This is a genomic window from Pseudomonas sp. AK106 (genome assembly GCF_053903055.1).
Window position 1 is genome coordinate 1416317 of the sequence record NZ_CP096426.1, and the last position, 22467, is coordinate 1438783.

The 22467-nt window shown below is 56.5% G+C and carries 23 protein-coding genes and 1 pseudogene; 13 read left to right on the forward strand and 11 right to left on the reverse strand.

What is annotated here, in order from left to right; all coding sequences use genetic code 11:
- Window positions 1-563: 563 nt before the first annotated feature.
- The 3 genes and pseudogenes from M1E04_RS06430 to M1E04_RS06440 form a co-directional block, all read right to left on the reverse strand.
- On the reverse strand, window positions 564-2249 hold the full coding sequence (locus tag M1E04_RS06430) for a hypothetical protein (protein WP_456292576.1): 1686 nt from the start codon (window positions 2247-2249) through the stop codon (window positions 564-566).
- The gene (locus M1E04_RS06435) at window positions 2246-3139 is read right to left on the reverse strand and encodes a hypothetical protein (protein ID WP_456292577.1); all 894 of its coding nucleotides are present in this window, start codon (window positions 3137-3139) and stop codon (window positions 2246-2248) included. Before M1E04_RS06435 ends, M1E04_RS06430 begins: the two co-directional genes overlap by 4 nt.
- A pseudogene (locus M1E04_RS06440) lies at window positions 3139-3776 on the reverse strand (hypothetical protein); the annotation flags it as partial. The gene M1E04_RS06435 and the pseudogene M1E04_RS06440, both read right to left, overlap by 1 nt.
- Window positions 3777-4328: 552 nt before the next feature.
- On the opposite strand from M1E04_RS06440, the gene M1E04_RS06445 reads away from it, so the two are divergent.
- From M1E04_RS06445 to M1E04_RS06455, 3 genes are all read left to right on the forward strand, one after another.
- Window positions 4329-5174 (forward strand): ParA family protein, encoded by an 846-nt coding sequence (locus tag M1E04_RS06445; RefSeq protein WP_456292578.1) that lies wholly within the window; start codon window positions 4329-4331, stop codon window positions 5172-5174.
- Window positions 5175-5177: 3 nt separating this feature from the next.
- Window positions 5178-5552 carry a hypothetical protein gene (locus tag M1E04_RS06450; RefSeq protein WP_456292579.1) on the forward strand — a complete coding sequence of 125 codons (375 nt, stop codon included), beginning with the start codon at window positions 5178-5180 and terminating at the stop codon, window positions 5550-5552.
- An 842-nt stretch (window positions 5553-6394) separates the two neighbouring features.
- Window positions 6395-6706, forward strand: coding sequence for a hypothetical protein (locus M1E04_RS06455; protein WP_456292580.1), 312 nt, complete (start codon window positions 6395-6397; stop codon window positions 6704-6706).
- 93 nt (window positions 6707-6799) lie between these two features.
- Here the strand turns inward: M1E04_RS06455 and M1E04_RS06460 are convergent, their stop codons facing one another.
- Entirely contained in the window at window positions 6800-8095 is a 1296-nt protein-coding gene (locus tag M1E04_RS06460) for a mechanosensitive ion channel family protein (protein WP_456292581.1), read from the reverse strand.
- Window positions 8096-8275: 180 nt separating this feature from the next.
- Between M1E04_RS06460 and M1E04_RS06465 the strand changes: the two genes are divergently transcribed.
- Both M1E04_RS06465 and M1E04_RS06470 read left to right on the forward strand, forming a co-directional pair.
- A complete protein-coding gene (locus M1E04_RS06465; protein ID WP_192134008.1) occupies window positions 8276-9628 on the forward strand; it encodes a DEAD/DEAH box helicase in 1353 nt (450 codons plus the stop codon).
- Window positions 9629-9753: 125 nt separating this feature from the next.
- Window positions 9754-10077 (forward strand): hypothetical protein, encoded by a 324-nt coding sequence (locus M1E04_RS06470; RefSeq protein WP_410934726.1) that lies wholly within the window; start codon window positions 9754-9756, stop codon window positions 10075-10077.
- A 17-nt stretch (window positions 10078-10094) separates the two neighbouring features.
- On the opposite strand, the gene M1E04_RS06475 is transcribed toward M1E04_RS06470, so the two are convergent.
- The 4 genes from M1E04_RS06475 to M1E04_RS06490 form a co-directional block, all read right to left on the reverse strand.
- Entirely contained in the window at window positions 10095-10967 is an 873-nt protein-coding gene (locus M1E04_RS06475; RefSeq protein ID WP_456292582.1) for a DUF6279 family lipoprotein, read from the reverse strand.
- A gap of 63 nt (window positions 10968-11030) precedes the next feature.
- Window positions 11031-11774: a TorF family putative porin gene (locus tag M1E04_RS06480; RefSeq protein WP_083233260.1), complete on the reverse strand. Its 744-nt coding sequence runs from the start codon at window positions 11772-11774 to the stop codon at window positions 11031-11033.
- Between the two features lie 161 nt (window positions 11775-11935).
- Window positions 11936-12421: a hypothetical protein gene (locus M1E04_RS06485; protein WP_456292583.1), complete on the reverse strand. Its 486-nt coding sequence runs from the start codon at window positions 12419-12421 to the stop codon at window positions 11936-11938.
- A gap of 195 nt (window positions 12422-12616) precedes the next feature.
- Window positions 12617-12796, reverse strand: a complete 180-nt coding sequence (locus tag M1E04_RS06490; protein ID WP_037012170.1) for a hypothetical protein — start codon at window positions 12794-12796, stop codon at window positions 12617-12619.
- Window positions 12797-13166: 370 nt separating this feature from the next.
- On the opposite strand from M1E04_RS06490, the gene M1E04_RS06495 reads away from it, so the two are divergent.
- Entirely contained in the window at window positions 13167-14003 is an 837-nt protein-coding gene (locus tag M1E04_RS06495) for a CvfB family protein (RefSeq protein ID WP_122622291.1), read from the forward strand.
- Between the two features lie 62 nt (window positions 14004-14065).
- Here M1E04_RS06495 and M1E04_RS06500 read toward each other — a convergent pair whose 3' ends face one another.
- Window positions 14066-14446, reverse strand: coding sequence for a hypothetical protein (locus M1E04_RS06500; RefSeq protein ID WP_065992698.1), 381 nt, complete (start codon window positions 14444-14446; stop codon window positions 14066-14068).
- A gap of 754 nt (window positions 14447-15200) precedes the next feature.
- Between M1E04_RS06500 and M1E04_RS06505 the strand changes: the two genes are divergently transcribed.
- The 3 genes from M1E04_RS06505 to def all read left to right on the forward strand — a co-directional run bounded on the left by M1E04_RS06505 (window position 15201) and on the right by def (window position 17259).
- Window positions 15201-15392, forward strand: a complete 192-nt coding sequence (locus tag M1E04_RS06505) for a CsbD family protein (RefSeq protein ID WP_065992700.1) — start codon at window positions 15201-15203, stop codon at window positions 15390-15392.
- Window positions 15393-15660: 268 nt separating this feature from the next.
- Entirely contained in the window at window positions 15661-16659 is a 999-nt protein-coding gene (locus M1E04_RS06510; RefSeq protein ID WP_065992702.1) for a YihY/virulence factor BrkB family protein, read from the forward strand.
- A gap of 60 nt (window positions 16660-16719) precedes the next feature.
- Complete coding sequence (gene def / locus M1E04_RS06515) at window positions 16720-17259, forward strand: peptide deformylase (protein ID WP_065992704.1); 540 nt, start codon at window positions 16720-16722, stop codon at window positions 17257-17259.
- Between the two features lie 229 nt (window positions 17260-17488).
- Here the strand turns inward: def and M1E04_RS06520 are convergent, their stop codons facing one another.
- Entirely contained in the window at window positions 17489-18304 is an 816-nt protein-coding gene (locus M1E04_RS06520) for a class I SAM-dependent methyltransferase (RefSeq protein WP_456293152.1), read from the reverse strand.
- Between the two features lie 136 nt (window positions 18305-18440).
- Complete coding sequence (locus M1E04_RS06525; protein ID WP_456292584.1) at window positions 18441-18854, reverse strand: GNAT family N-acetyltransferase; 414 nt, start codon at window positions 18852-18854, stop codon at window positions 18441-18443.
- A 123-nt stretch (window positions 18855-18977) separates the two neighbouring features.
- Here M1E04_RS06525 and M1E04_RS06530 point away from each other — a divergent pair, with 123 nt between their 5' ends.
- From M1E04_RS06530 to M1E04_RS06545, 4 genes are all read left to right on the forward strand, one after another.
- Window positions 18978-19919, forward strand: coding sequence for a fatty acid desaturase (locus M1E04_RS06530; protein ID WP_456292585.1), 942 nt, complete (start codon window positions 18978-18980; stop codon window positions 19917-19919).
- 43 nt (window positions 19920-19962) lie between these two features.
- A complete protein-coding gene (locus M1E04_RS06535) occupies window positions 19963-20742 on the forward strand; it encodes a phosphate/phosphite/phosphonate ABC transporter substrate-binding protein (RefSeq protein ID WP_456292586.1) in 780 nt (259 codons plus the stop codon).
- Window positions 20743-20859: 117 nt separating this feature from the next.
- Window positions 20860-21369 carry a sigma-70 family RNA polymerase sigma factor gene (locus M1E04_RS06540; RefSeq protein WP_456292587.1) on the forward strand — a complete coding sequence of 170 codons (510 nt, stop codon included), beginning with the start codon at window positions 20860-20862 and terminating at the stop codon, window positions 21367-21369.
- A gap of 73 nt (window positions 21370-21442) precedes the next feature.
- Entirely contained in the window at window positions 21443-22456 is a 1014-nt protein-coding gene (locus tag M1E04_RS06545; RefSeq protein ID WP_456292588.1) for an ABC transporter substrate-binding protein, read from the forward strand.
- Window positions 22457-22467 lie beyond the last annotated feature (11 nt).

Consider the following 22467-nt stretch of genomic DNA (forward strand, 5'->3'; position numbering starts at 1 on the left):
TCGTCGAGTTCCTCCCTGTTAAGAAAGTTATTTTTATCGGAGTGTGCTAATAGTTTATCTCTACGGATATTGATTCTGTCAATGACTGCTTAGTTACGCGAGACCAGTTTTTTGTGCTTTTTTGACAGCTAAGAGGAGATCTCTCTCTTGGACTATTTAACTGTCGTGCGATCGCTCTTGCAAAAGTCATTAAACTTAATGGTATTTCTGTCGGATCCCTTGCTGTCAGATATTTTCGCCATGGTTAGGTGCGTGTCAACTTCTAATGACTGAATTATGTAAAAAAAATAGCTGCTTTGTCTAGAAATACTACATTTCCCTTTTAACATTGTTGATGTAGCGAGTCATGTAGCGCTAGTTTTGGCACTAGGTCATCGAGGACGATTGCGAATTTCGCCTTTGTTGATAACGCTTTTTAATGAGGGTGCTTCATTCCAGAGCAAGCTGTAATTTGGAATCTTACCCGGTCATCGTCGCATGCGATGTCCAATGAGAGTTGGATGTAGACCGGGAGCGCCGACCTTCGTCATCTAAGAAGGTCGGGTCCATTAGGCGCGAAACAGTCAAGGAGCCTGCTGTACCCCGGCTAGCTTAGCAAGGTACCACGTAGGTAATGGATGGCGGTGCAACCTAGCCGAGATTGCAATCAGCACTTCCCAAGGGGTGTTGTGCCAATCGAAATCCTCGGGTGAGGCGGCGTGGCTCGGCACTTTGACAGATGCCTCAATCTCCTCCGCTGGGGTCTGCCGGAAGCCAGCCAAGGCACGTGATACGCCAACGGCATTCACATAGGCATCGGAACCCGTCAGAGTCTGCAGTGCTTTTTGGGGGAACCACCTTTCCTTGGTCACCCCTCCAAGATTTGGAACAATCTCAGCTGACAATTGATCAAGGCCTTCCTGATCTCCCACTAGGGCGGCCATGGTTCCCAGCATTGGCACCAAAGTCGTGGTTTTGAAGAATCTACCCCTTTGGATTTCCATCCCGGAGAGTAGGGGCATGGCATCTTCAAGGTCATCGGTATCTACCGGCATGATCCTGTTCTGGTGCAGAGCCGTGTCAAAACGATCAATGCACTCGCGCACCATTAGTCGGGTACTTATGGTATCACCCATTGCGGCGATGGCCGCCATGGCCAGCGATAGGTCAATCGCTTGCCCGTCATAGACCGGAGACAAGCAGCCATTGTGCACGTTGATGAGGGACACTAAGTTCCCGTGCATCGCCCAAAGCATTGCGTTATCGGCCTCCAGAGCCTGAAGCAACAGCAGTGTGGTGCCCAATCGCCCAACCTCATCGCAAATCAAATCGATGTAGAGCACCTGATCGGGGCGATAGCGAAGCATGCGTCTTCGGTTGAGGAGTGAAGGCAGCACACGCTCGTAGTACCGCAGCAAGGCATTCGAATGTAGCTGAGCAACCGTTTCAAAGCGTTTGAGGAAATGAGCGTCGTTCTGCAGACCCAGGGTGATCGATTCGCCCCATAGGCGTAACAACAGGTACTCGCCCGCGAGAACGCCTGGTTTCTGGTTGCCTTCGCTTTCGCCCCAGACGAGCAGTACAGCCCATCCCATCGCTGCCGCAGCAGCTCGCTTATGGAAGCGAGTTCTACGTGAGCTTTCGGATATCTCCTGGTCATCCTCAACTGTGCTAATACAGCCATCCACGAACCGAACGAACCTAGAGAACGAAGCGTGCGTGTCCTCCAAGCCGGCCAGTGCCGCCCTCAAGTCGGATTTTCCCTTTTCCAGCAGAAGCGCATCGTCAAAGAGGTACTGCTCGATGAGCGGACTCAACTGATCAATGCCCCAAAAATCCAGCGAGCATAGGGGAGAGAATTCTGTTACCTCTTTGGACAGTGCGGAATAATCCAATTGCGCGTCTTGCTTCAGGACACCATTTGAAATCAGGACGATTCGTTTCCTTAGGCCCCGCATAGGTTCTGGCAACCTATTCCGGACGTACTCGGTCGACGCCTGGCGGATGGAGGGCAAGATCGCTTGCTGGGTGCCGTAGAAGTCGTTCCGGCTTACATTCCCGAATTTGATGACGAAGAGGAAAACTTCCGTTTCCCCTTGAGCACTCTCCTTGGTCGACATGACATCGACGCCACCCTGGTTCACGCCGACCTGAGCACGGCTGAGCACCGAATGCCCCATCGCCTGAAGAAGATCCGGAAGGAGGGCATCCAGCTCATCGCGTTCGCGAAGCCCCAAAAGATAGTGCGAGAGAACCAGTTGGATACTCATTCGTCAATTCCCCTCCACAGGCTCATTACCATATGCCCGTAGAGCAGCGGATCAGCGACTAAGGTCTGAGGTAGGTCAACGCTCATTTCGTGGGTGGACATGGGGATCATTGTCTCAACCGTTTCTTGTTCGTGCTGGAACTCCAAAGCCACCTGGTTGGAGTACTTAAAGTGCTCTGACGTCATGAACAGATCGGCCAGGAATGACTGGCCCTGAGCCTGCTCAGTCATCGCTCGATTCTCGCTCCGGCGAAGGTAGCGTAAGCTACGGCGCATTTCAGATGACATCTGCAACTCGACAAGGTGGGGCAGGGCATCCAACTCACGGGCGTCGATGGCAAGCCTTTCTGTCAGGTTCAGCGCAAGCGGCGAGTGAGCGAACGTTGAAGACTCTGCTTCCAGAAGTTGTTTGCAGGTGGACGGGTGCTCGACTGCCAAGAAGTCCATGACTTTGGCAGTTGTGCTCGAAATCTGAAGGCTAGGGGGCAAGTCTTCGTTCATGCTCAGTGCCCAACCGAGCGATACGGCAACAGGAACGTCCAATGCGCACAACCTTCGCGCAACGTTGGCGGCACATTCCTCAGCGACGTCGGAAAGTGCAAATCTCAGCAATTTAAAATGTTGCAGGTAATGGACGCTGACCTCATGGGCTAATGCCTTACTCAGCCTGAGTAGGCCCTTGTTGCCGATCCAATCGCAAGCGGCAAAAACAAACAAATCAGTAGACGCTATCCGACGGAGGCAGTTGTCTGCTTCCTTCACGAGCGTATCGGCCTCCATCCCTGAAGCTTCTGCTTCGAGCCATAGAGCGTAAAACTCGCTCACCAAGGCAATACCATCCCGCTGGAGGTCGGCTCCGTACAGGCGGAGGTAAAGATCGTTGAACCGCATTATGTCCATCTAAATTGGCTCCGAGGGCGTAGGTTGTATGCATTAGGACGACTTGTACGCTGGCTCGTCAATCGCCTTCGACGACATCTTCGCCAAGCCGGTCCGTACATCTCCCCACTGGGCTGTTGATAAACCCCCCGCCCAAACTCCGGCAGTACGGCCAGCAGATAATCAAAAATATCCCCCTGAATCCGCTCGTAGTCACCCCAACTGGTCGTGCGGGTGAAACAGTAGATTTCCAGCGGCACGCCGTGGGCCGTGGCTTCCATCTGGCGAACCATGCAGGTCATGTCTGCGTAATATCGACGTGGCTCTTCAGGTACGCGAGCGCGTAGGCGCGAAACGTGCCGATGTTGGTGATGCGGCGGCGATTCGCCGACATTTCGGCGACGTTGTCCTGCTTCATTCCACGCCTTGAGCTCGGCTTTTTTGCGGCCCATGTAGTCGGTCAGCAGGCGCACCTGGGTTAGCTTCTATCCTTCTTCATCGGACACGAACCGCACGCCACTAGCATCGATGAACAGGCTGCGCTTGATCCTGTGCCCACCGGATTGTCGCATCCCGCGCCAGATCTTAACGACTCGTACATCAACCGCCAGGTCGGGATCGAGACGATGGTCTTGTCGAAATTCTGCACGTGTGAACTTAGCTCCCAAATGGACATGTAAAAAATATATAAATCAGCTGGTTAGGTTTTTTATCCATTGTCCATTTTTTGCAAAATTGATCGACAGAGCACTTCGATCTTGCAATCTTGCAACGTGCACTGATCACTGAAGGTCATTTCAACTTCGTACGTGTTAGGCAGGTAGCTGCTTTAGACGAAGATCTGACCTAGGTTCAAGCAGCGGGTCACGGCAATCTGGGCTTTTGCCCCTTGTACCAAGTCGCTAGGAACCAGTAATTCACGTTACTCATGCCCCGGCACTCCTATAAGTGGCCCCACTCCACGCTGTGGCTGACTATGGAAGCGTGGCTCAGATGGGATTGCTGTTTCTGAGGCAGAACACTAGGAACTGTGTTGATCGTTTTTTGCTCTGTCTAATGCAGCGAAAAATTTTCGCGCATAAAAATCTAGACTCCACGCCATCAAAATAGTAGCGTCTGTGCGAGTTGAGAGTGCGGACAGAATAAACGCCTGCTAAACCGAAAAAAAATCATAATAAATTCATACCACAAGGATTAGGTCATGACAAAAGTAGTAAGTTTCATCAACCTTAAAGGTGGTGTTGGAAAAACAACTACTACTGTAAATATTGCGGCAACTCTTGCCTCGGACGGTTACAAGGTTCTAGTAATTGACCTTGATCCACAAACAAACGCCACTGTATCGCTAATAGACCAGGAGGAATGGCAAGAACGGCATGATTGCGGACAAACGTTATATCATATGTTCAATGATATGTTGAAAGGTGAGAATAGATTCAACATAGATGACGCCATACTCAATGATGTCGGGGGTATAGAAGGATTAGACTTATTACCTTCAAGCATACACCTAGTGGAAATACAAGATGATATACCCGATATGGATAACAAAGCATATGTCAGTCACGTCGACGTACTAGGTAATATAATTGAAAATATCAAGGGGGATTACGACTTCATACTCATTGACTGTCCGCCAAACCTTGGCGCAATCACGTTGAACGGAATTAGTATCAGTGATTATTATATAGTCCCAACAGTCCCGGATATTTTGTCAAAGATTGGTATAAGCTTGATACTAAACAGAATAAGCTCCTTCAAAAAAAGAAAGCACAGTTGCAAAATAGAATTGGCAGGAATTATTTTCACGAAAGTTGACTATAGAACGAATTTACACAAGTCAACCATGACTGAGCTACGCTCAGGCGACTATAGTGAGGTCGTTTTCGAAAATGATTTCCCTCAAAGAATTTCTGTCGCTGAAGCACCAGTGGACTCAAGGCCGTTCATAACATCTGCTACAGCCAAAAGAAAATCGGACTTCCACGAAACGAAGGGGATTATCACAGCACTCACTGGTGAATTTCTTGAGCGAGTAGGGGTTTAAGGTATGAAGAATATAAGCAGGAAAGACATAGAAATATTTGGAAAAGTACTATCCGAAATCGGCAATACGATCGGAGAGAATCCGGAGATTCTTCTAGGTTTGTTAAGGCCGTTTTACGAAAAAAATCAAAGAGAGCAAAAAGAAAAAGAAATAATTCGTGCAGAGGTGGAAGATCTTAATATTTTCGACTCATTTAAGGAAAAGAAAAAAAGTGAAATCGAGAAAGAGCTCACAACCTTCAATAAGGAGGAGTTGAAATTTATAATCAAAAAATATAGCCTCGGTGCAACCAAGCTAACTTCTAACGAAAAACTATCCGAGTTCATCGCCGATCAAGTAACAAAAAGAACAAAAGATGTTTTTATAAATCAAGAATAACTTAGCCCCGGCTGCGTTGGTTTTCTCGGCGCAGCCAAACCATTTTCTCGATTTTGCCCATTTTTAATTAACTAAATGACTTGGCTTCTACACACTGAATTATGGTATTTATGACATCAAGCCAGAACGACGGGCTGAGCGAGTGTCGTGAGACGTTGGTTTATGTTCTAACGGTAGCGAAGGGAACGAGCGATGCTCGGCGGTACGGAACTTAGGCTGTATCAGACTCATGGTCAACGGCGACCGCGGGAAGCTTAAGTTCATAGCGTTGCATTCAAATACCTTTACCGCTACCACTGGAGTTAGTGCCCGGGCTCGTCGCGCTGCTGATATTTTCGCCGTCCTGTGAGGCGCTTGGATTGGCGTTGCTGCCGGATGCTCGCATGTCCCTAATTGTTCGTTCAGGGATGAGAATCTGTGCGAAGATCTGGCTCTTTCTCAGGGGGAGTCTATCTAGATGCGTTGGGGTAAATGGTGCTGGGTGATTTTAGTGATCTTGCCAGGACTAATCGAGGCACGTGAGTTGTCCGATACCATGCGCGAACCTGGCACGATCGGAAGACTGACGGTGCATTCGAGCATTGAGGGACAAAATTCTTCGCCTTTACTGGCCAACTTGCGCGGTCACAGCTGGCTTGGCTACGAGTCGCTTGATGTGCGCGAACGATGGACAGTCGGGACTTGGGATTGGGGGATTGCCGTTGGGATAAGGACTTCTCGTAGAGGAGTGAATGTGAATCTGGAAAAATATCGACATCCAAACATCTATCGTACAGTTTTGATCACTCAAGCCCAGTATCAGCGGTTGAGGGCGTCTATTCACATGGCTGATGAGTGGAGTCTTGAACTCCTATTTCGCTGCCTCCATCTGGAACGACGTCACTGGCGAGTTACTTAAAAATTGGACCTCAAATCAGGATAATGAATTCAAGGACCTGCTGTTCGGTGACACTGCCGGTAACAGGACCATTCCGCTGCCTAGCCCGGCAGGCTTGTTCGACAGTATTTTCATGGAGAACGGCCATGCCTTCAACAATGACCAGAATAGGATTCGCCACATTTACGAGAGTATTTATCCTCCTAAAATACTGCTGCCCGAAGACATGGGGTTTGGCTTGAGAAACGAAACAGGTTCGTCTATCCGCCTTCAGTGAAGGCCGGACATTTTAGAAAGAGGCCGTCGACTGAAAGCCTCTCCCTCTTAAACTGGCAAGCTCAGCCACTAATCACCAAATGCTGCGTGTGACTCACTGCTGCCGCTTGGGCAACGCGAACCCACCCACTGCGGACTGCCCTCCCGCCAACCCCATCCGCAAATCCGCGCCACTCGGCTGCTGATAAACCCCCAGCCCAAACTCCGGCAGCACCGCCAGCAGGTAATCGAAAATATCCCCCTGAATCCGCTCGTAGTCGCCCCAACTGGTGGTGCGGGTGAAGCAGTAGATTTCCAGCGGCACACCCTGCGCCGTGGTTTCCATCTGGCGGACCATGCAGGTCATGTCCGGGTGGATGTCGGCGTGGCTTTTCAAATACGCCAGCGCGTAGGCGCGAAACGTGCCGATGTTGGTGATGCGGCGGCGATTGGCTGACATTTCGGCGACGTTGCCTTGCGCCTCGTTCCACGCCCTGAGCTCGGCTTTTTTGCGGCCCATGTAATCCGTCAGCAAGCGAACCTGTGTCAGCTTCTGTTCTTCTTCATCGGAGACGAACCGCACGCCGCTGGCGTCGATGAACAGGCTGCGCTTGATCCTGCGCCCGCCGGACTGCTGCATGCCGCGCCAGTTCTTGAACGACTCGGACATCAGGCGCCAAGTGGGGATCGAGACGATGGTCTTGTCGAAATTCTGCACTTTCACGGTGTGCAGGGTGATATCCACCACGTCGCCATCAGCGCCGACCTGTGGCATTTCGATCCAGTCGCCGACGCGCAGCATGTCGTTGCTGGTCAGCTGCACGCTGGCAACGAAGGACAGCAGGGTGTCTTTATAGACCAGCAGAATCACCGCCGACATCGCGCCGAGGCCGGAAAGCAGCAACAACGGCGATCGGTCGATCAACGTGGCGACGATGATGATCCCGGCGAACACATAAAGGATCATTTTCGTCAGCTGCACGTAGCCCTTGATCGAGCGGGTGCGGGCGTGTTCGGTGCGCGCGTAGATGTCCAGCAACGCGTTGAGCAGCGCGCCGACGGTGAGCATGAGGAAGAGGATGGTGAACGCCAGCGCGATATTGCCGAGCACATGATTGGCGGGATTGCTGAGGTTCGGGACCAGATTGAGCCCGAATTGAATGACCACCGAGGGCGTGACCTGGGCCAGTCGGTGGAAGACTTTGTTATGCAGGAAGTCATTGAGCCAGAACAGCGATGGCTGGCGACTCAGGGCTTTCATGGCGTAGAGGATCACCCACCGCGCCAGCCGCCCGAGGGCGAAAGCAGCGACGAGCAGTAACAGCAATCCGGTGATCGTGCGCAGCATTGGCTGGTTTTCCAGCAGCGTCCAGATTTCCTGGGCGCGTAGCCAAAGCGAGTGGGTGTCCATGGGCGCTGGATCTCCTGATCAGAAATGGGGGGCGCGATTAGAGCATTGATAGGGAAGCGAGGGCAGGGTAGGCCAAATCCGGTAACAAAATAGGCCCTTTGAGCTAAAGAGACTCGGCGAATCCGGCTTAAACCGGTACCCTATGCGACTGTTTTTTTGTATTACGCCGAGGTAACACCCGTGTTCTCCCAATTCGCCCTGCACGAACGCCTGCTAAAAGCCGTGGCCGAACTCAATTTCGTCGAGCCTACGCCTGTGCAAACAGCGGCCATTCCGCTGGCGCTGGAAGGACACGATCTACGGGTGACGGCGCAGACCGGCAGCGGCAAGACTGCCGCGTTCGTATTACCGATGCTCAATCGCCTGATGGGCCCGGCCAAGGTTCGCGTCGACATCCGCGCCGTGATCCTGCTGCCGACCCGCGAGCTGGCCCAGCAGACGCTCAAGGAAGTGGAGCGATTCTCTCAGTTCACCTTCATCAAGGCCGGCCTCATCACCGGCGGCGAAGACTTCAAGGTCCAGGCCGCGATGCTGCGCAAGGTCCCGGACATCCTGATCGGCACGCCGGGCCGCCTGCTGGAGCAACTCAACGCCGGCAACCTCGACCTCAAGCAGGTTGAGTTGCTGGTTCTCGACGAAGCCGACCGCATGCTCGACATGGGCTTTGCCGAAGACGTCGAGCGTCTGGCCGGCGAGTGTGCCAATCGTGAGCAGACCATGCTGTTCTCGGCCACCACCGGTGGTTCGGGCCTGCGCGAAATGATCGGCAAAGTCCTGAAAGACCCGCAGCACCTGCAGGTCAACAGTGTCAGCGAACTGGCTCCGGGCACCCGTCAGCAGATCATCACCGCCGACCACAACGTACACAAAGAGCAGGTCCTCAACTGGCTGCTGGCCAACGAGACCTACCAGAAAGCCATCATCTTCACCAACACGCGCGCCATGGCCGACCGCATCTACGGTCGTCTCGTGGCGCTCGAGTACAAGGCGTTCGTGCTGCACGGCGACAAAGACCAGAAGGATCGCAAGCTGGCGATCGATCGTCTGAAGCAGGGCGGCGTGAAGATCCTGGTGGCGACCGATGTCGCGGCCCGTGGGCTGGACGTCGACGGCCTGGACATGGTCATCAACTTCGACATGCCGCGCACCGGCGACGACTACGTTCACCGCATTGGCCGCACTGGCCGTGCCGGCGGCGAAGGGCTGGCGATCTCGCTGATCACCCACGGTGACTGGAACCTGATGTCCAGCATCGAGCGCTACCTGAAGCAGAAGTTCGAGCGCCGTACGATCAAGGAAGTCAAAGGCACTTACACCGGGCCGAAGAAGGTCAAGGCATCGGGCAAGGCTGTCGGCGTGAAGAAGAAAAAAACCGATGGCAAAGGTGACAAGAAGGGCGACAAAAAGAAAGCCGTCGCCAAGGGCCCGACCAAACGCAAGTCGGTAAATCGTCCGAAGGCCGAGCCTTTGGTCAGCCAGGACGGGATGGCGCCGCTGAAAAAGCGTGTCACGCGTCCGCCAGTCGCTGAATAACCCCCTTCTGCCTCCCGGCCAGCCCGCTGAACGGCTGGCCCGCCGCTGGGTCACAACCACTGAGCATCAAGCCCGATGACCGGACGTCACGGGTATTGCCCTGTTGGCCCACTGGAGGTTGAAACATGTCTAAACGATACGACTGGGACCTGATCGAGCGTCTGCTGCACCACGTACAAAACAGCGTCGCAATCGAGGATGCATCAGAAACCCATGCCGCAGAATTGAGAGCGCTGTTGCTCGAACGTGGATTCATTGCCGCCCACACCAGCGGTGCAGGTGGGGGTGGCGAAGGCGCTACCCTTACCGCAAACGGCGCGAGCCTGCTTGCGATGATCGACAGCAGCATTCCGGGCAATGACCATCCGCGTCAGGTGCTGGATGAACAGGCTGATGCGCTGGATCCGGCCACTTTTGACGAAGTGGCCTCCAAGGCGCAAATCGCCTGACCCCGAAAGCGTCCTGATCAGGACGCTTTTTTCAGGCTCTTGTAGCAACTTAAATCCGTGAAGTCCTTGCGCACGTCGGCGATCTTCGCCAGCAACTTCTGCCGTTGATCACCCGTACTTTGCGCCATCAGGTCCGCAATCAGAGAAATCGCTGCCTGCTCGGTATGGTCATAGGCTGCTCGGTATTCGGGCGTCCAGAAGGTCTGACGGTCTTGCAGCAGGCTGGCAATTTTCTGATCGAAATCCCCGGTCTTGCGCTGTTTGACCGCCGCGAGCAGCAGCGACTGCCAGTGCGCGCGGTTGTCGATCCACAGCCGGTTCTGCTCGCCCAGCGAGGTCGACCATTGCATCACCCGCGCCTGCTGCGCGGCATTCAGTTTGCCCATCCACGGCGTCAGACGTTTCTCCATGCGTTGAGCGCGTTCATTGATCTGCTTGTCCAGCGGCTGGTCGACGAACTCATTCTCATGCTTGCGCAGGTCCTTGGCGAACGCCGCCTGCATTTCGCCCACTTGCTGATCGTCCAGCTGACGCAGCAGCTCGACCGCCGAGGGCGTGATTTCTTTGGAGAGGGTAGCGATGGCCTGCCGCGCTTCGGCGGTGCGTGCTTTGAGCTGCTCTTGATTGACCTGGTTGTTTTCGACCATCCCTTGCAGACGGTCCAGCCAGTCGAGGTAACCGGGAATCTGGGTGGTGCAGTGCCAGCTCAAGTGCTCTTTCAAGCGCTCATCGAGCCAGTCCTTCTGCGACGCATTCATGTCCAGGTAGTCGTTGAGCGACCAAGGGATGATGAAGTCCAGATGTCGATACGTCAGACCAATCTGACTGCACCCCGCCAGCAGCGTCAGGCTCAGCCACAGCGAAATAAAGGTCTTCAACACAATGCCCATGACAGCTCCTTGCCGGTTCGTCTCCCCGTTATAGAGCAAGTCAGGTCACAGCGGTTCAACCCATCAGAAAAACGAGCGGACGACCTTCAGCGTGACGGTGCTTTCGCACTGCGTGTTGTGCCCGCTGTAGGCGCTGCAATCGGCGCCTGTCAGGCTCGAACCGCTGTACATCAGGTTCATGTCCATGCCCAGCACCGGGCGCGATACGTTGAAGGACCAGTCGCTGTAGGCATTGACCACACCGCCGCCATCGATGATCGTGGGTGAGTCGAGCTGGTGGTTGCCGTACTGCATGCGCAGGTCCAGGCCCAGCGGAATCATGTCGCCGAGGTCGAGGAACAGGGTGCTGTCCTGGCGACCGGCGTCAGTGCTGAAGGCGGTGCCGATACGGCTGTCGAAAATGCGGAAGCCGGCGTACAGCTCGTGGCTGTCGAGCTGGTCGGTGTTCGGGTAGCTGTAGCGAATCACGCCAAGCTCATAACCGAGGGTTTTGTCGAAGGGCTTCTTGAAGCCCATGTAGGAGTCCACTTCCAGCGAGGTATCGGGCGCGAGCCCGGTGCTGGGTGACCATTGCCCGAAGTAGAAGCCGCTTTCGTGGGTCAGGTCGAGTCCGCCATGGAATTTGGAATCGGCACCGCTCGGCGTCACCAGGCCCTGGGCCATGGTACGGCTGGGGGTGGTGCCGAGCTTAAGGCTGAAGTCGCCCAGCTCCCGCTCGATGACCTGAGCGCTGGCGGCGTGATGCATGAAGGCGGCGCAGGCAAACACCGCACCGGTCCAACGGTTGAAACAGCGAGCATAAGGCATGCTTCACTCCTTTCAGGTTTCGGAGGAGTGGGTCGAAGGTATCTATGCTGACGGCGAATGGCCCGACAAGAACCGCGATCTAGAGCGTCGCAAGGATACCGCCGATTGGCGATATCTCGCGACCATTGGTCGATTCGATGCAGATGGTCTGAACGTTGCGATCAGTTCGCGGTGGAAATCAGCTGGTTGACGACGATCAACGCCTGGGGGAAAGAAGGATAACCGCTTGTGGCGACATCCAGTTTTTCGTACCTGGCGCGATAGGCGCGGGCCCTGTCCTGATCCTCCGTTCCGGCCCGTTGCGCCTGCAGGGCGATGGCCAGCGGGTAGTTGCGGTCGGCGGAGTCATCGAGCTTGGCATCAACCTGTTTCGGGCTGGCGTTCTGACGCAAGAGCAGGATCGCTTGATAAAACTCCGCCTCGCCCGACGTGTCTTCGCGCGCCGCCCGTTCCAGCAGGGCGCTGGCGAGCTCGTCGTTTTCAGCGCGGCGCTCGTTGATCAGCAGCTTGGCCTGGAGCATGTCGTTCTGGTACAGCAGATAGTCGGCGCGGCATGGGCTGCCCGCCACCGAGGTGTCACATCCGTGGGTCGCACAACCGGTCAGCCCGAGGCTTAGCAGGGCGCCGATGATCATCCGTTTGTTCATATCGGTTTCCGCAGAGACTTCAGCAGTTCAGGGCATCGTCCGTTCTGTTGCCATATCATGCGCGGCGCCATTGACAGGCAGCTCGGTGCGTCATGTGACAAGAGAGTAAAGCAGAGCTTTGTGCAGCGAGGAGCGATGGACCTGGCGCCTTGTGATCAAAGCGCCTGGATGTCGACCGCGGAGGCGGGAGAAAATTTACTTTTTGCCGAGGGAGATCTGCTTGGATGGGCCGAAGGTCTGGCCGCTGACACCTTTGGCGATCTGCTGGATCTCGCCACCGGATTTCAAGAAAGCTGCAATTTGCGCGTTGATCGAATCGCTGGTCTCAACGGCAGGAGCTGGCTTGGCTTTCGAGTTGGATGCTTTTACACGCATGGCTGCAATTGACCTATATAAATTTAATACGGCCGGCCATCCTATCGGAATTGGCCGGAAATTGCTTGGGTATTATCCGATGAGGGGAGAGCTGTTGCTCGCGCGGTGGTGCAGACATATTCTTCGACATTAGCCGCTAACTGACTGTTTTAATTGCGATGTTCAATCGGGCGTTCCGTGGTGTTCGACCAGCCTTCATGGCTGCTGCGAGACTCAACGACCTGACGAATGGCTTGAGCCCGGCACCGTCTGCGCGGCGACGTTCATCAACCCGTTGATTTTCAAGGCAGGCAGCCGACGCCAGAGGCCAATCCGGAACGCCCGCCGGAATTCGGGTAGAATGCCGCCCACGTAACGAGGGTATCTGCACATGGCTTTAGTCGGGCGCTACAACAGTTTGCAAGTGGTGAAACACACCAACTTCGGTTTATATCTGGACGGGGCACAAGATGGCGAAATTCTGCTGCCCAATCGATATATCCCCAAAGATATTCCCAGCGAAGATGAAGACTGGCTCAACGTCTTTATTTATCTGGACAGCGATGACAAGTTAATCGCGACCACGGAAAAACCCAAGGTACAGGTGGGAGAATTTGCCAGCCTCAAAGTGGTTGAAGTCAACAGCATCGGCATCTTTCTGGATTGGGGGCTGCCCAAAGATCTGCTGCTGCCGTACTCGGAAGAAAAGCAGCCGCTGAAAGCCGGTGATTACTGCGTGGTGCATGTCTACCTCGACAAACACACCCGCCGCATCACCGCGACCACGCGTCTGGATCGCTATCTGGACAAGGCGCCGGCGAACTATTCAGTCGGGCAGGAAGTGGACTTGCTGGTCGCCGAAGAGACCGCGATGGGTTTCAAGGCGATCATCAACAACAAGCACTGGGGCCTGATTCACAAGAATGAGGTGTTCAAGTTCCTGCGTTCGGGTAAACAGGAAAAAGGCTTCATCAAGGAAGTGCGCAGCGACGGCAACATCAGCCTGAGCCTGCAGCCGGTGGGTGAACAGCTTGCCAGCAGCCTCAACGCGCAAATCCTTGGCAAGTTGCGTGACAACAACGGCGTACTGCCTGTCAGTGACAAGAGCGATCCACAGGTCATCAGCAATCTGTTCGGCGTCAGCAAAGGCAACTTCAAGAAAGCGATCGGCGCACTGTACAAACAGGGCCAGATCGTCATTCACGCCGACCGTATCGAACTGGTCTGAGGTGACACTCGGCTGCAGCGCTGGATAATCGGCGCTGCGGCCTTCTGATTAGCCTTGCCAGATCACTTCTGTACGAAACTGGCGAAGCTCAGGTTTGCGCCGTTCGGGCGCATGTCCTTCAAGTACGAATCCTTGTCCGCCGAAAGCTCCAGGCTCACGGTGGACTTGCGCTTGCCTTCATTGCGAACCACCACCGCGTCTTTCTGATCGCGCAGGAACTTGGTCGTCACCTTCAGGTGAATCAACTCATCCGTGCTAGGCGTGTGCAGAAGCAGATGCAGCCACTCGTACTGACCCACTGCCAGACGGCTCATGGGCAAATCAAACCACCAGATATTGCGCTTGGGGTCGAGCACGGCGAAGTGCGTGTTATTGGTGCCGAGCACGGCGCCGCCGAGCTGTTCATTACGGCGCGCAATGGCCTGCTGCTTATCGAGTTTCATAACATTCCTGGATCACGGTCTCGTCAACCTGGCCCGACGCCCTGAGCGCCGCCGGTTCGGTCGCGCATTCTCCGGGGTTCTCGGGGAAACATAAAGGCAAAATTGGCCGGCGCGATTCGCGGTCTTCGACAGGGACGCGGAGCGCCCCGGGCTGCATTCCCACGCGGAGCGTGGGAACGATCAAATGTCAGCGCCTGAACGGGCCTCTTCCCGGCTAAAGCCGGTCCTACTAAAAGCAACGCTCGCAGCCAGTGGCACCGGTGCCGCCCGCTGTAGGACCGGCTTCAGCCGGGAAGCCCTTGATCTGCTTAGCGCGCTTTTGATCTGCTCTTGATCTTCGTACGCATAAAGTCCAGACACCACCAAACGCGACTTGGGCGCAGGCCGAACGCAGACGATGCGCAGTGGGCCGAGCCGCATGGATGCGGCGAGAGCGCCGTCAGGACATGGATGTCCGTTCGGCGCGGGCCCACGGAGCGTCGTCGGAGTGAGGGTATTCCGACGGAGGAGGAACCTAGCCAGGAGCAAGCACCCTTGGTTACTTGGGGTGCTTTTCCAAGTAACTCGCCGAAGGCAAAACGTTCTGCCGTTAGGCAGGACCTAAGCAAACCACATATCCCCCAGACGCATTAAAAACCCAAGCCTACGACGCCCAATCAATCCAGTCGCGAATTAATTGAACCTCTGATTCACCGCTCCGGTCAGTTCTAGTGTCGAGTTAATGACATCCTATTTCCACCCTGGAGTGAACCCTATGAGCAGCACCGGCGATAAAGTCAAAGGCATGGCTAACGAAGCAGTAGGCAACGTCAAGCAGGGCGTCGGCAAAGTGACCGACAACGACAAACTGCGTGCCGAAGGCAAAGCGCAAGAAATCAAGGGCGAAGCCCAACAGACTGTTGGCGAAGCCAAAGACGCTGTGAAAAAAGGCGTCGACAAGGTCTAAATCCCTTGCGCCCTGAGCCCAATGGCTCCAGGCGACCTGATTTGCGACACCGTAACGGCCATCCTCTGATGGCCGTTATCATTTGCGTCACCGACCGCCTGAAACACATCAAATGTAGCCAACACCCCGGGCACCCTGTAAAAAGCCAGCCCGTTCGGGTAACTGACGGAATTTCAACGCCATTGCCCGCTCGTATGCATACCGCTTGTAGATACGCTTGAATCAATAATCGTGCTTCGGCTACATCTGTGTCGCGAAAGGAGACGCCATGATATTCCCGGACTTGCGCCAGCTCAGCATCAAGACAGTGTTGGTCAGAACGGTCAAAGAGTTTCTCGATGACGAGATGTCGACCTACGCCTCGGCACTGGCCTACCAGATGCTGTTTTCGCTGTTCCCGTTCCTGCTCTTCCTCATTGCCCTGATCGGCTTCCTGCACCTGCCGGACTTTTTCAGCTGGCTGCGACTGCAATCGGAACTGGTCCTGCCGCCCCAGGCCCTTGACCAGGTCAACCCGGTCATTGACCAGTTGCAACAGTCCAAGGGCGGTTTGCTGTCGATCGGTATCGTCATCGCGCTATGGACCGCCTCGGCTGGCGTGCGGCTGATGATGAGCGCCATGAACGCCGCGTATGACGTGGTCGAAGCGCGCCCGGCCTGGAAGCGCATCCCGCTGTCGGTGTTCTACACCATCGGCATCGCCGGCATGTTGCTCACGGTTGCCGCGCTGATGGTCACCGGCCCGGTGGTCATGAACTGGCTCGCCGCGCAGATTGGCATGGAAGATTTCATCGTCACGCTGTGGACGGTTCTGCGCTGGCCGCTGATCATCATCCTACTGATGGTCGCGGTGGCGATCATGTATTACGTCATGCCCGATGTTAAGCAGAGCTTCCGCTTCATTACCCCGGGCTCGGTGCTCGCGGTCGTGGTGTGGATCGTCGCGTCGCTGGGCTTTGCCTACTACGTCAAAACCTTCGCCGACTACAACGCGATGTACGGCAGCATCGGTGCGATCATCGTGTTGCTGCTGTATTTCTACATTTCGGCGGCGGTGTTATTGCTGGGCGCTGAGATGAACGCGGTGATCGAGCACATGTCCGCCGAAGGCAAGGAGAAGGGTGAGAAGGAAGAAGGCGAGCGCGATGGTACGGCCGACTTTAATACGGTGCACCTCAAGCAGCATGTCTCGGGTCTCGGCCGCGATCACACCCATGACCATGACTACACGCCAACGCCGCCGGTGCTGAAGACCGACAAGTTCTGATAACGCTCAAGGCAGACGGCGCCCTCTGATGGCGCCTCTGCCCGTTGCAGAGGGCCCGCAATGATTCGCGAAATTCTGAAAATGGGCGACGAGCGCTTGCTGCGCATCGCGCCACCTGTCCCCGAGTCGATGTTCGGCTCCCGTGAGCTGAAGACACTCATCGAGGACATGTTCGAAACCATGGAAAGCGTCGGCGGTGTCGGCTTGGCCGCGCCGCAGATCGGCATTGACCTGCAGTTGGTGATCTTCGGTTTCGAGAGCAGCGATCGTTATCCGGATGCCGAGGCGGTCCCTCAGACCATCCTCCTCAATCCGCTGATCACCCCGCTGGAGCAAACCCTGGAAGAGGGTTGGGAAGGCTGCCTGTCGGTGCCGGGCCTTCGTGGCGTGGTCGATCGCTACGAGCACATCCGCTACGAGGGTTTCGACCCGGACGGCAAGCTCATTCAGCGTGAAGCCCGCGGTTTTCATGCGCGGGTCGTCCAGCACGAGTGTGATCACCTGATAGGCCGTCTGTATCCGTCACGCATTACCGACTTCAGCCGCTTTGGATTCATCGAAGTGCTGTTCCCGGGGATGGACCCGAACGCGGACGAATGATGACTTCGGGATTCAACAAGATCCTGGGGCAGATGAGTACCTGTGTGTGAGTGAGCTTGCTCACGAAGAGGCCGGTACATCCGCTAAACATCCGGCGGCTGAGCGAGCGCTTTCGTGAGCAAGCTCACTCCCACAGGTTTCGCAGCGGCATCGTAAACAACCTCGCTTCCACAGGTTGTTCAGCGTTATCAGGGCGAGCACATTCGGCTGAGATTCTCTGCAGCTCATATTATTTCCCTGGCTTGATGAACCGCAGCGTCATGCGGTCGGACTCGCCGATCGCCAGAAACTTCGACTTGTCCTGCTCACCTTTGACCAACGCCGGCGGCAGTGTCCAGACGCCGTCGGGGTAGTCTTTGGTGTCCTTGGGGTTGGCATTGATTTCGCTCTGGCCAGCCAGTGTGAAACCCGCGTTCTGCGCCAGTTCGATTACGTAATCCGTCGGCAGGTATCCGTTTTGTGCGTTGTCCCTGGCCGTGGTGCCGGGTTTGGCCCGGTGGTCGACCACGCCCAGCGTCCCGCCCGTTTTCAATACCTCATAAAACGCTTTGAACGTCGCCGCTTCGTTGCCGGCGTCGACCCAGTTGTGCACGTTGCGGAAGGTCAGCACGCTGTCGGCTGAGCCTGGCTTACCGAAGACCGGCACCCGGGGCGCGTAGGCCACGACCTCGACCTTGCCGTAATGCGCTGGGTCGGCCGCGTATTTCTGCTTCAGGCCGTCGGCGGATTTTTTCGCGTCATCGCTGGTGGCAGGGTCGACGATGGCTGCCACGTAATGGCCATTATCTCTGAGCAGCGGCGCCAGCAGTTCGCTGTACCAGCCGTTGCCCGGCGTGATTTCGATAATCGTCTGATCAGGGCGCAGGTCAAAAAATGTCAGGGTTTGCTCGGGGTGACGGTATTGATCGCGGGCCGTATTTTGCGGCACGCGCCAGTCGCCGCTGAGGACGGTCGCGAACTGCTCGTGGCTGACGGTGGAATCAGGTGCAGCGGTTGCCGCCGCTGCCAGGCCCGTCGCCGAAAGTGCCGCGAGAGAGAAAACCATAAGCGCCGGGTTCATGTGCATCCTGCTTGATCGAGAAATGACCGGCGAGGCTAGCACGCGAGGCCGGGCCTCGGATGGCACGTTTGGTTTGGTCCACCGCAGGAAAGGTTCTAAGCCTGCCAGCAGCATCCGCCGATCAATCGGCACATCGAACAAGCGAGATCAACGATTTGGTCTGTCGATAACGTGCCAGCCGTGCGGCCAGTTCCTGAGGCAGATCCTCAACCCCCGTGAAGCCGCGTCGCTGATAGAACCCGCCGAGTTCAGGCTCACAGCACAACCAGACATTGCCTTCAACCGACGTCAGCGCGGCCGCGATCAAGCCCGCCGCGACACCTCGCCCGCGCTCGGCTGGCGCGATAAACAGCCCGGTCAACCAGTGCCCGCCAGCGACCGGCGTCAGGCACAGGGCGCCGATAATGCCCGGCTGGCGCGCCACCCACACCTGCGCCTCGCCCCTGGCGCGCATGGACGATCGATGGGCGCGGTAGAACTTCTCCAGCAACGGGCGCTGCACGTCGGGAAGGGTTGAAAACTGGATGTCGGGCATGTGCGGCAGGCGTCGGCTTGAGGGTGGATTCAGCGCATCGTTCTACCGTCATAACCAATCGATCTACAAGTTTTTCCTGCCTCGTTGCACAACCGGTTATCAGCCCGAATGCAGGAACCGGCAATGCCCCACTACCTGGACGACGCGCAGCGCGAAGAGATCAAGCGCCTGCGCGCAAGCTTTACAGGCCGCACGGAATGGCCGACCTGGTTACTGCTGATCGGCGTATTCGCAGGCTGGCCGACGTTGCTGGTTGCCAGCCCGCAGCTGGGCGTTTGGCCGACCACGCTGTTGATGGTCCCGATGCTGGTGCTGTGGATGTCGGTGCAACATGAGGTGCTGCACGGCCACCCGACGCGTTCGTTGCGACTGAACAAGGTGCTCGGTTACGCGCCATTCGCGGTCTGGTACCCGTACACGCTGTATCGCGACACTCATATGCAGCACCACTGCGATGAAGACCTCACCGTTCCCGGTCGCGACCCGGAAAGCCGCTACCTAAGCCAGTTGGAATGGAAGCAGACCGGCATGCTGATGCGTGCGCTGCGCTGGCTCGACAAGACCCCGCCCGGGCGTCTGGTGTTTGGCGTGCCGTTGGCGCTGAGCAGTCTGATCGTCGGCGAAACCCGTCGATTGCTGCGTGGCGAGCGTCAGGCCTGGGCGATGTGGTCGACCCATGGTGGATTGCTGGTGCTGATGTTCCTATTCATCGAGCATTACGCCGCGATCTCGGCCCTGCATTACCTGATTTTTTGCAGCGTGCCGGCGCTGGCGGTGTCGATGGTTCGCTCCTATTACGAGCACCGTCCTGGCGTGCAACCTCAGGAGCGCACTGTCATTAATGAGGCGTCGTGGCCGTGGGCCTGGCTGTTCCTGAATCTGAATCTGCACCTCGTCCACCACGACTTGCCTGGCTTGTCGTGGTATCACATGCCCGTCGTGTATCGGGCGCGGCGCGAGCAATGGCTGGCACGCAGCGGCGGTTTTCTGGTGGCCGGTTACGCGGAACTCTTTCGTCGCCACAGCTTCAATCCTATCGACAGCCCGCAACATCCCCATGTTTGAAACCCTATGTCTGAAACCCCAGGTCTGATGAGGAACACCGAACATGCCCCAAGGCTTCGCCGAACTGTTGATGTACGTCGCGCCGCCGCGCATTCGGCAGGCGCAAGAGCAGTGGCTGAAACGAACAGTGGAAATCCTTGGCGTGGAGCGTCTCGATGCGCAGGCTCTGGACCTGAAAGCGCTGTGGCTGTCGCCGCAGTTGCTGCTGACGCAAACCTGCGGTTATCCGCTGATGACTGAATTGCAGGGCAAGGTACAGGTGGTCGGGCGGCCTGTTTATCAGCTGCCCCACAGCGCCAATGGCAACCACTGCAGCCTGTTGATCGCCCGCGAGGACGATCTGCGTCAGGCACTCGTCGAATTCAGGGGCAGTCATGGCCTGCTGAATTCACGGGATTCCAATTCCGGCATGAACCTGTTCCGCCACGCCCTGGCGCCGCTTCAACAAAACGGGGCGTTCTTTGCTGATGTGACGCTCACCGGCGGCCACCGCAGCAGCCTCGCTGCGATCAAAGCGGGTGACGGCGATCTGGCCGCCATCGACAGCGTGACCTTCGATTATTTGGCGCGCGACGGTAGCGAGGAGGTCGCCGGCGTGAAAGTGATTGCTCGAACGGCGGAGGGGCCGTGCCTGCCGTACATCACGCGCCTCGGCGCCGAGGGTGATGTCATCCGCGAGGTAATGAATCAGGCGCTGACTGAACTCCCGGATGTCGCCAACGTGTTGGCGATCAGCGAGGTAATGTCTGCGAGCGTGGAGGATTATCAGGTGTTGCTGGATTACCGGCAGCAGGCGGTATCACAAGGCCTGGCTTCGCTCTAGTTATTCCCCGATGGTCTATAAAGAACACTTTTAAGTATTTTTACTGCATAACCGCGCTTGCTAGCATGCCCACTCGGAAAGTCCCGATGATAAAAATTTCAGGGCAGGGGATGTCTTATGGCTGGCGCCGATATGATGCATCGCCAATACCTCGGCGAACTGTTTGTGCAGCACCACTCGTGGCTATGCCTGCGCCTGCGTCGGCTGCTCGACTCCGAGCAGAGCGCTGAAGACGTCGCGTCCGAAACCTTCCTGCAACTATTGGCCTCGCCCAACGTTGTGCCGATTCGCGACCCACGCGCGCTGCTGACCACCATTGCCCAGCGACGGGTGTATGAGCGCTGGCGGCGGCGTGATCAGGAGCGCGATTATCTGGCGGGATTGGCCCTGGAAGATGCTGTTCCTTGTGCATCTGTAGAAAGCCACGCCGCTACGCTGCAAATCCTTGACCGTCTGGATCGCCGCCTTGACCGCCTGCCTGCGAAGATCAAATCAACCTTTGTGCTCTCCCGTCGCGTCGGGCTGACCTATTCTGAAATTGCCGCGCAGCTGGGCATTTCGCAGCGTTCGGTGAGCGACTACATGGATCAGGCTGAAACCTGTTGCCGCCGCGCTTGTCTGGAATAAAGCGTGTGCTGTGCCCGGCCAACTGTGCCAAACCGATTGAGCTCCTCCCATCCCCGAGCGACGAGAGACATCCATGACACCAATCAAAAAACTGCTGGGCGGCTCGCTGCTGGCACTGGCTGCCCTGACGGGCTCGGCGTACGGCGCAGAAAAAACCGCGCCGATTCATTTCGGCGATATCACCTGGGAGAGCGGCAGCCTGATCACCGAAATCCTGCGCACCATCGTGGAAAAAGGCTACGGCTATCCCACCGATAAGTTGCCCGGCAGCACGGTGAGTCTGGAAGCGGCGCTGGCGAAGAACGACATTCAGGTGATCGGCGAAGAATGGGCCGGACGCAGCCCGGCGTGGGTCAAGGCGGAGGCCGAAGGCAAGGTTCACGGTCTGGGTAACATCGTCAAAGGCGCAACCGAAGGCTGGTGGGTGCCGGAATTCGTCATCAAGGGCGACCCGGAGCGGGGCATCAAACCGCTGGCCCCTGACCTGAAATCGGTGTCGGACCTGCCCAAATACAAAGACGTGTTCAAGGACCCGGAATACCCGGACAAGGGCCGCTTTCTCAACAGCCCGACCGGCTGGACGTCAGAGATCGTCAACACTCAGAAGCTCAAGGCCTACAAGCTCAACGACAGCTACGTGAACTTCCGCACCGGGTCGGGCGCGGCGCTGGATGCTGAAGTCGCGTCTTCGATCCGCCGTGGCAAGCCGGTGTTGTTCTACTACTGGTCACCGACGCCGCTGCTGGGTCGCTTCAAGCTGATCAAGCTGGAAGAGCCGCCATTCAACGAAGCCGCCTGGAAAACCCTCGCCGACGCCAGCAATCCCAACCCGATCGGCTCCAGCTCCCTCGCTGCGCACCTGGCCATTGGCGTGTCGGAACCGTTCCGTCAGCAGTACCCGGATCTGGTGAGCTTCTTCGAGAAGGTGGACCTGCCCATCGACCAGTTGAACAAGACCTTGGGCGAGATGAGCGAGAAGCGCCAGGAGCCCAGCGTTGTGGCGAAAAGCTTCCTGAAGGATCACCCGGAAGTCTGGTCTTCCTGGGTACCGGCTGAGGTTGCCAGCAAGGTGAAAGCCAGCCTGTAAGCGCTTTCCCT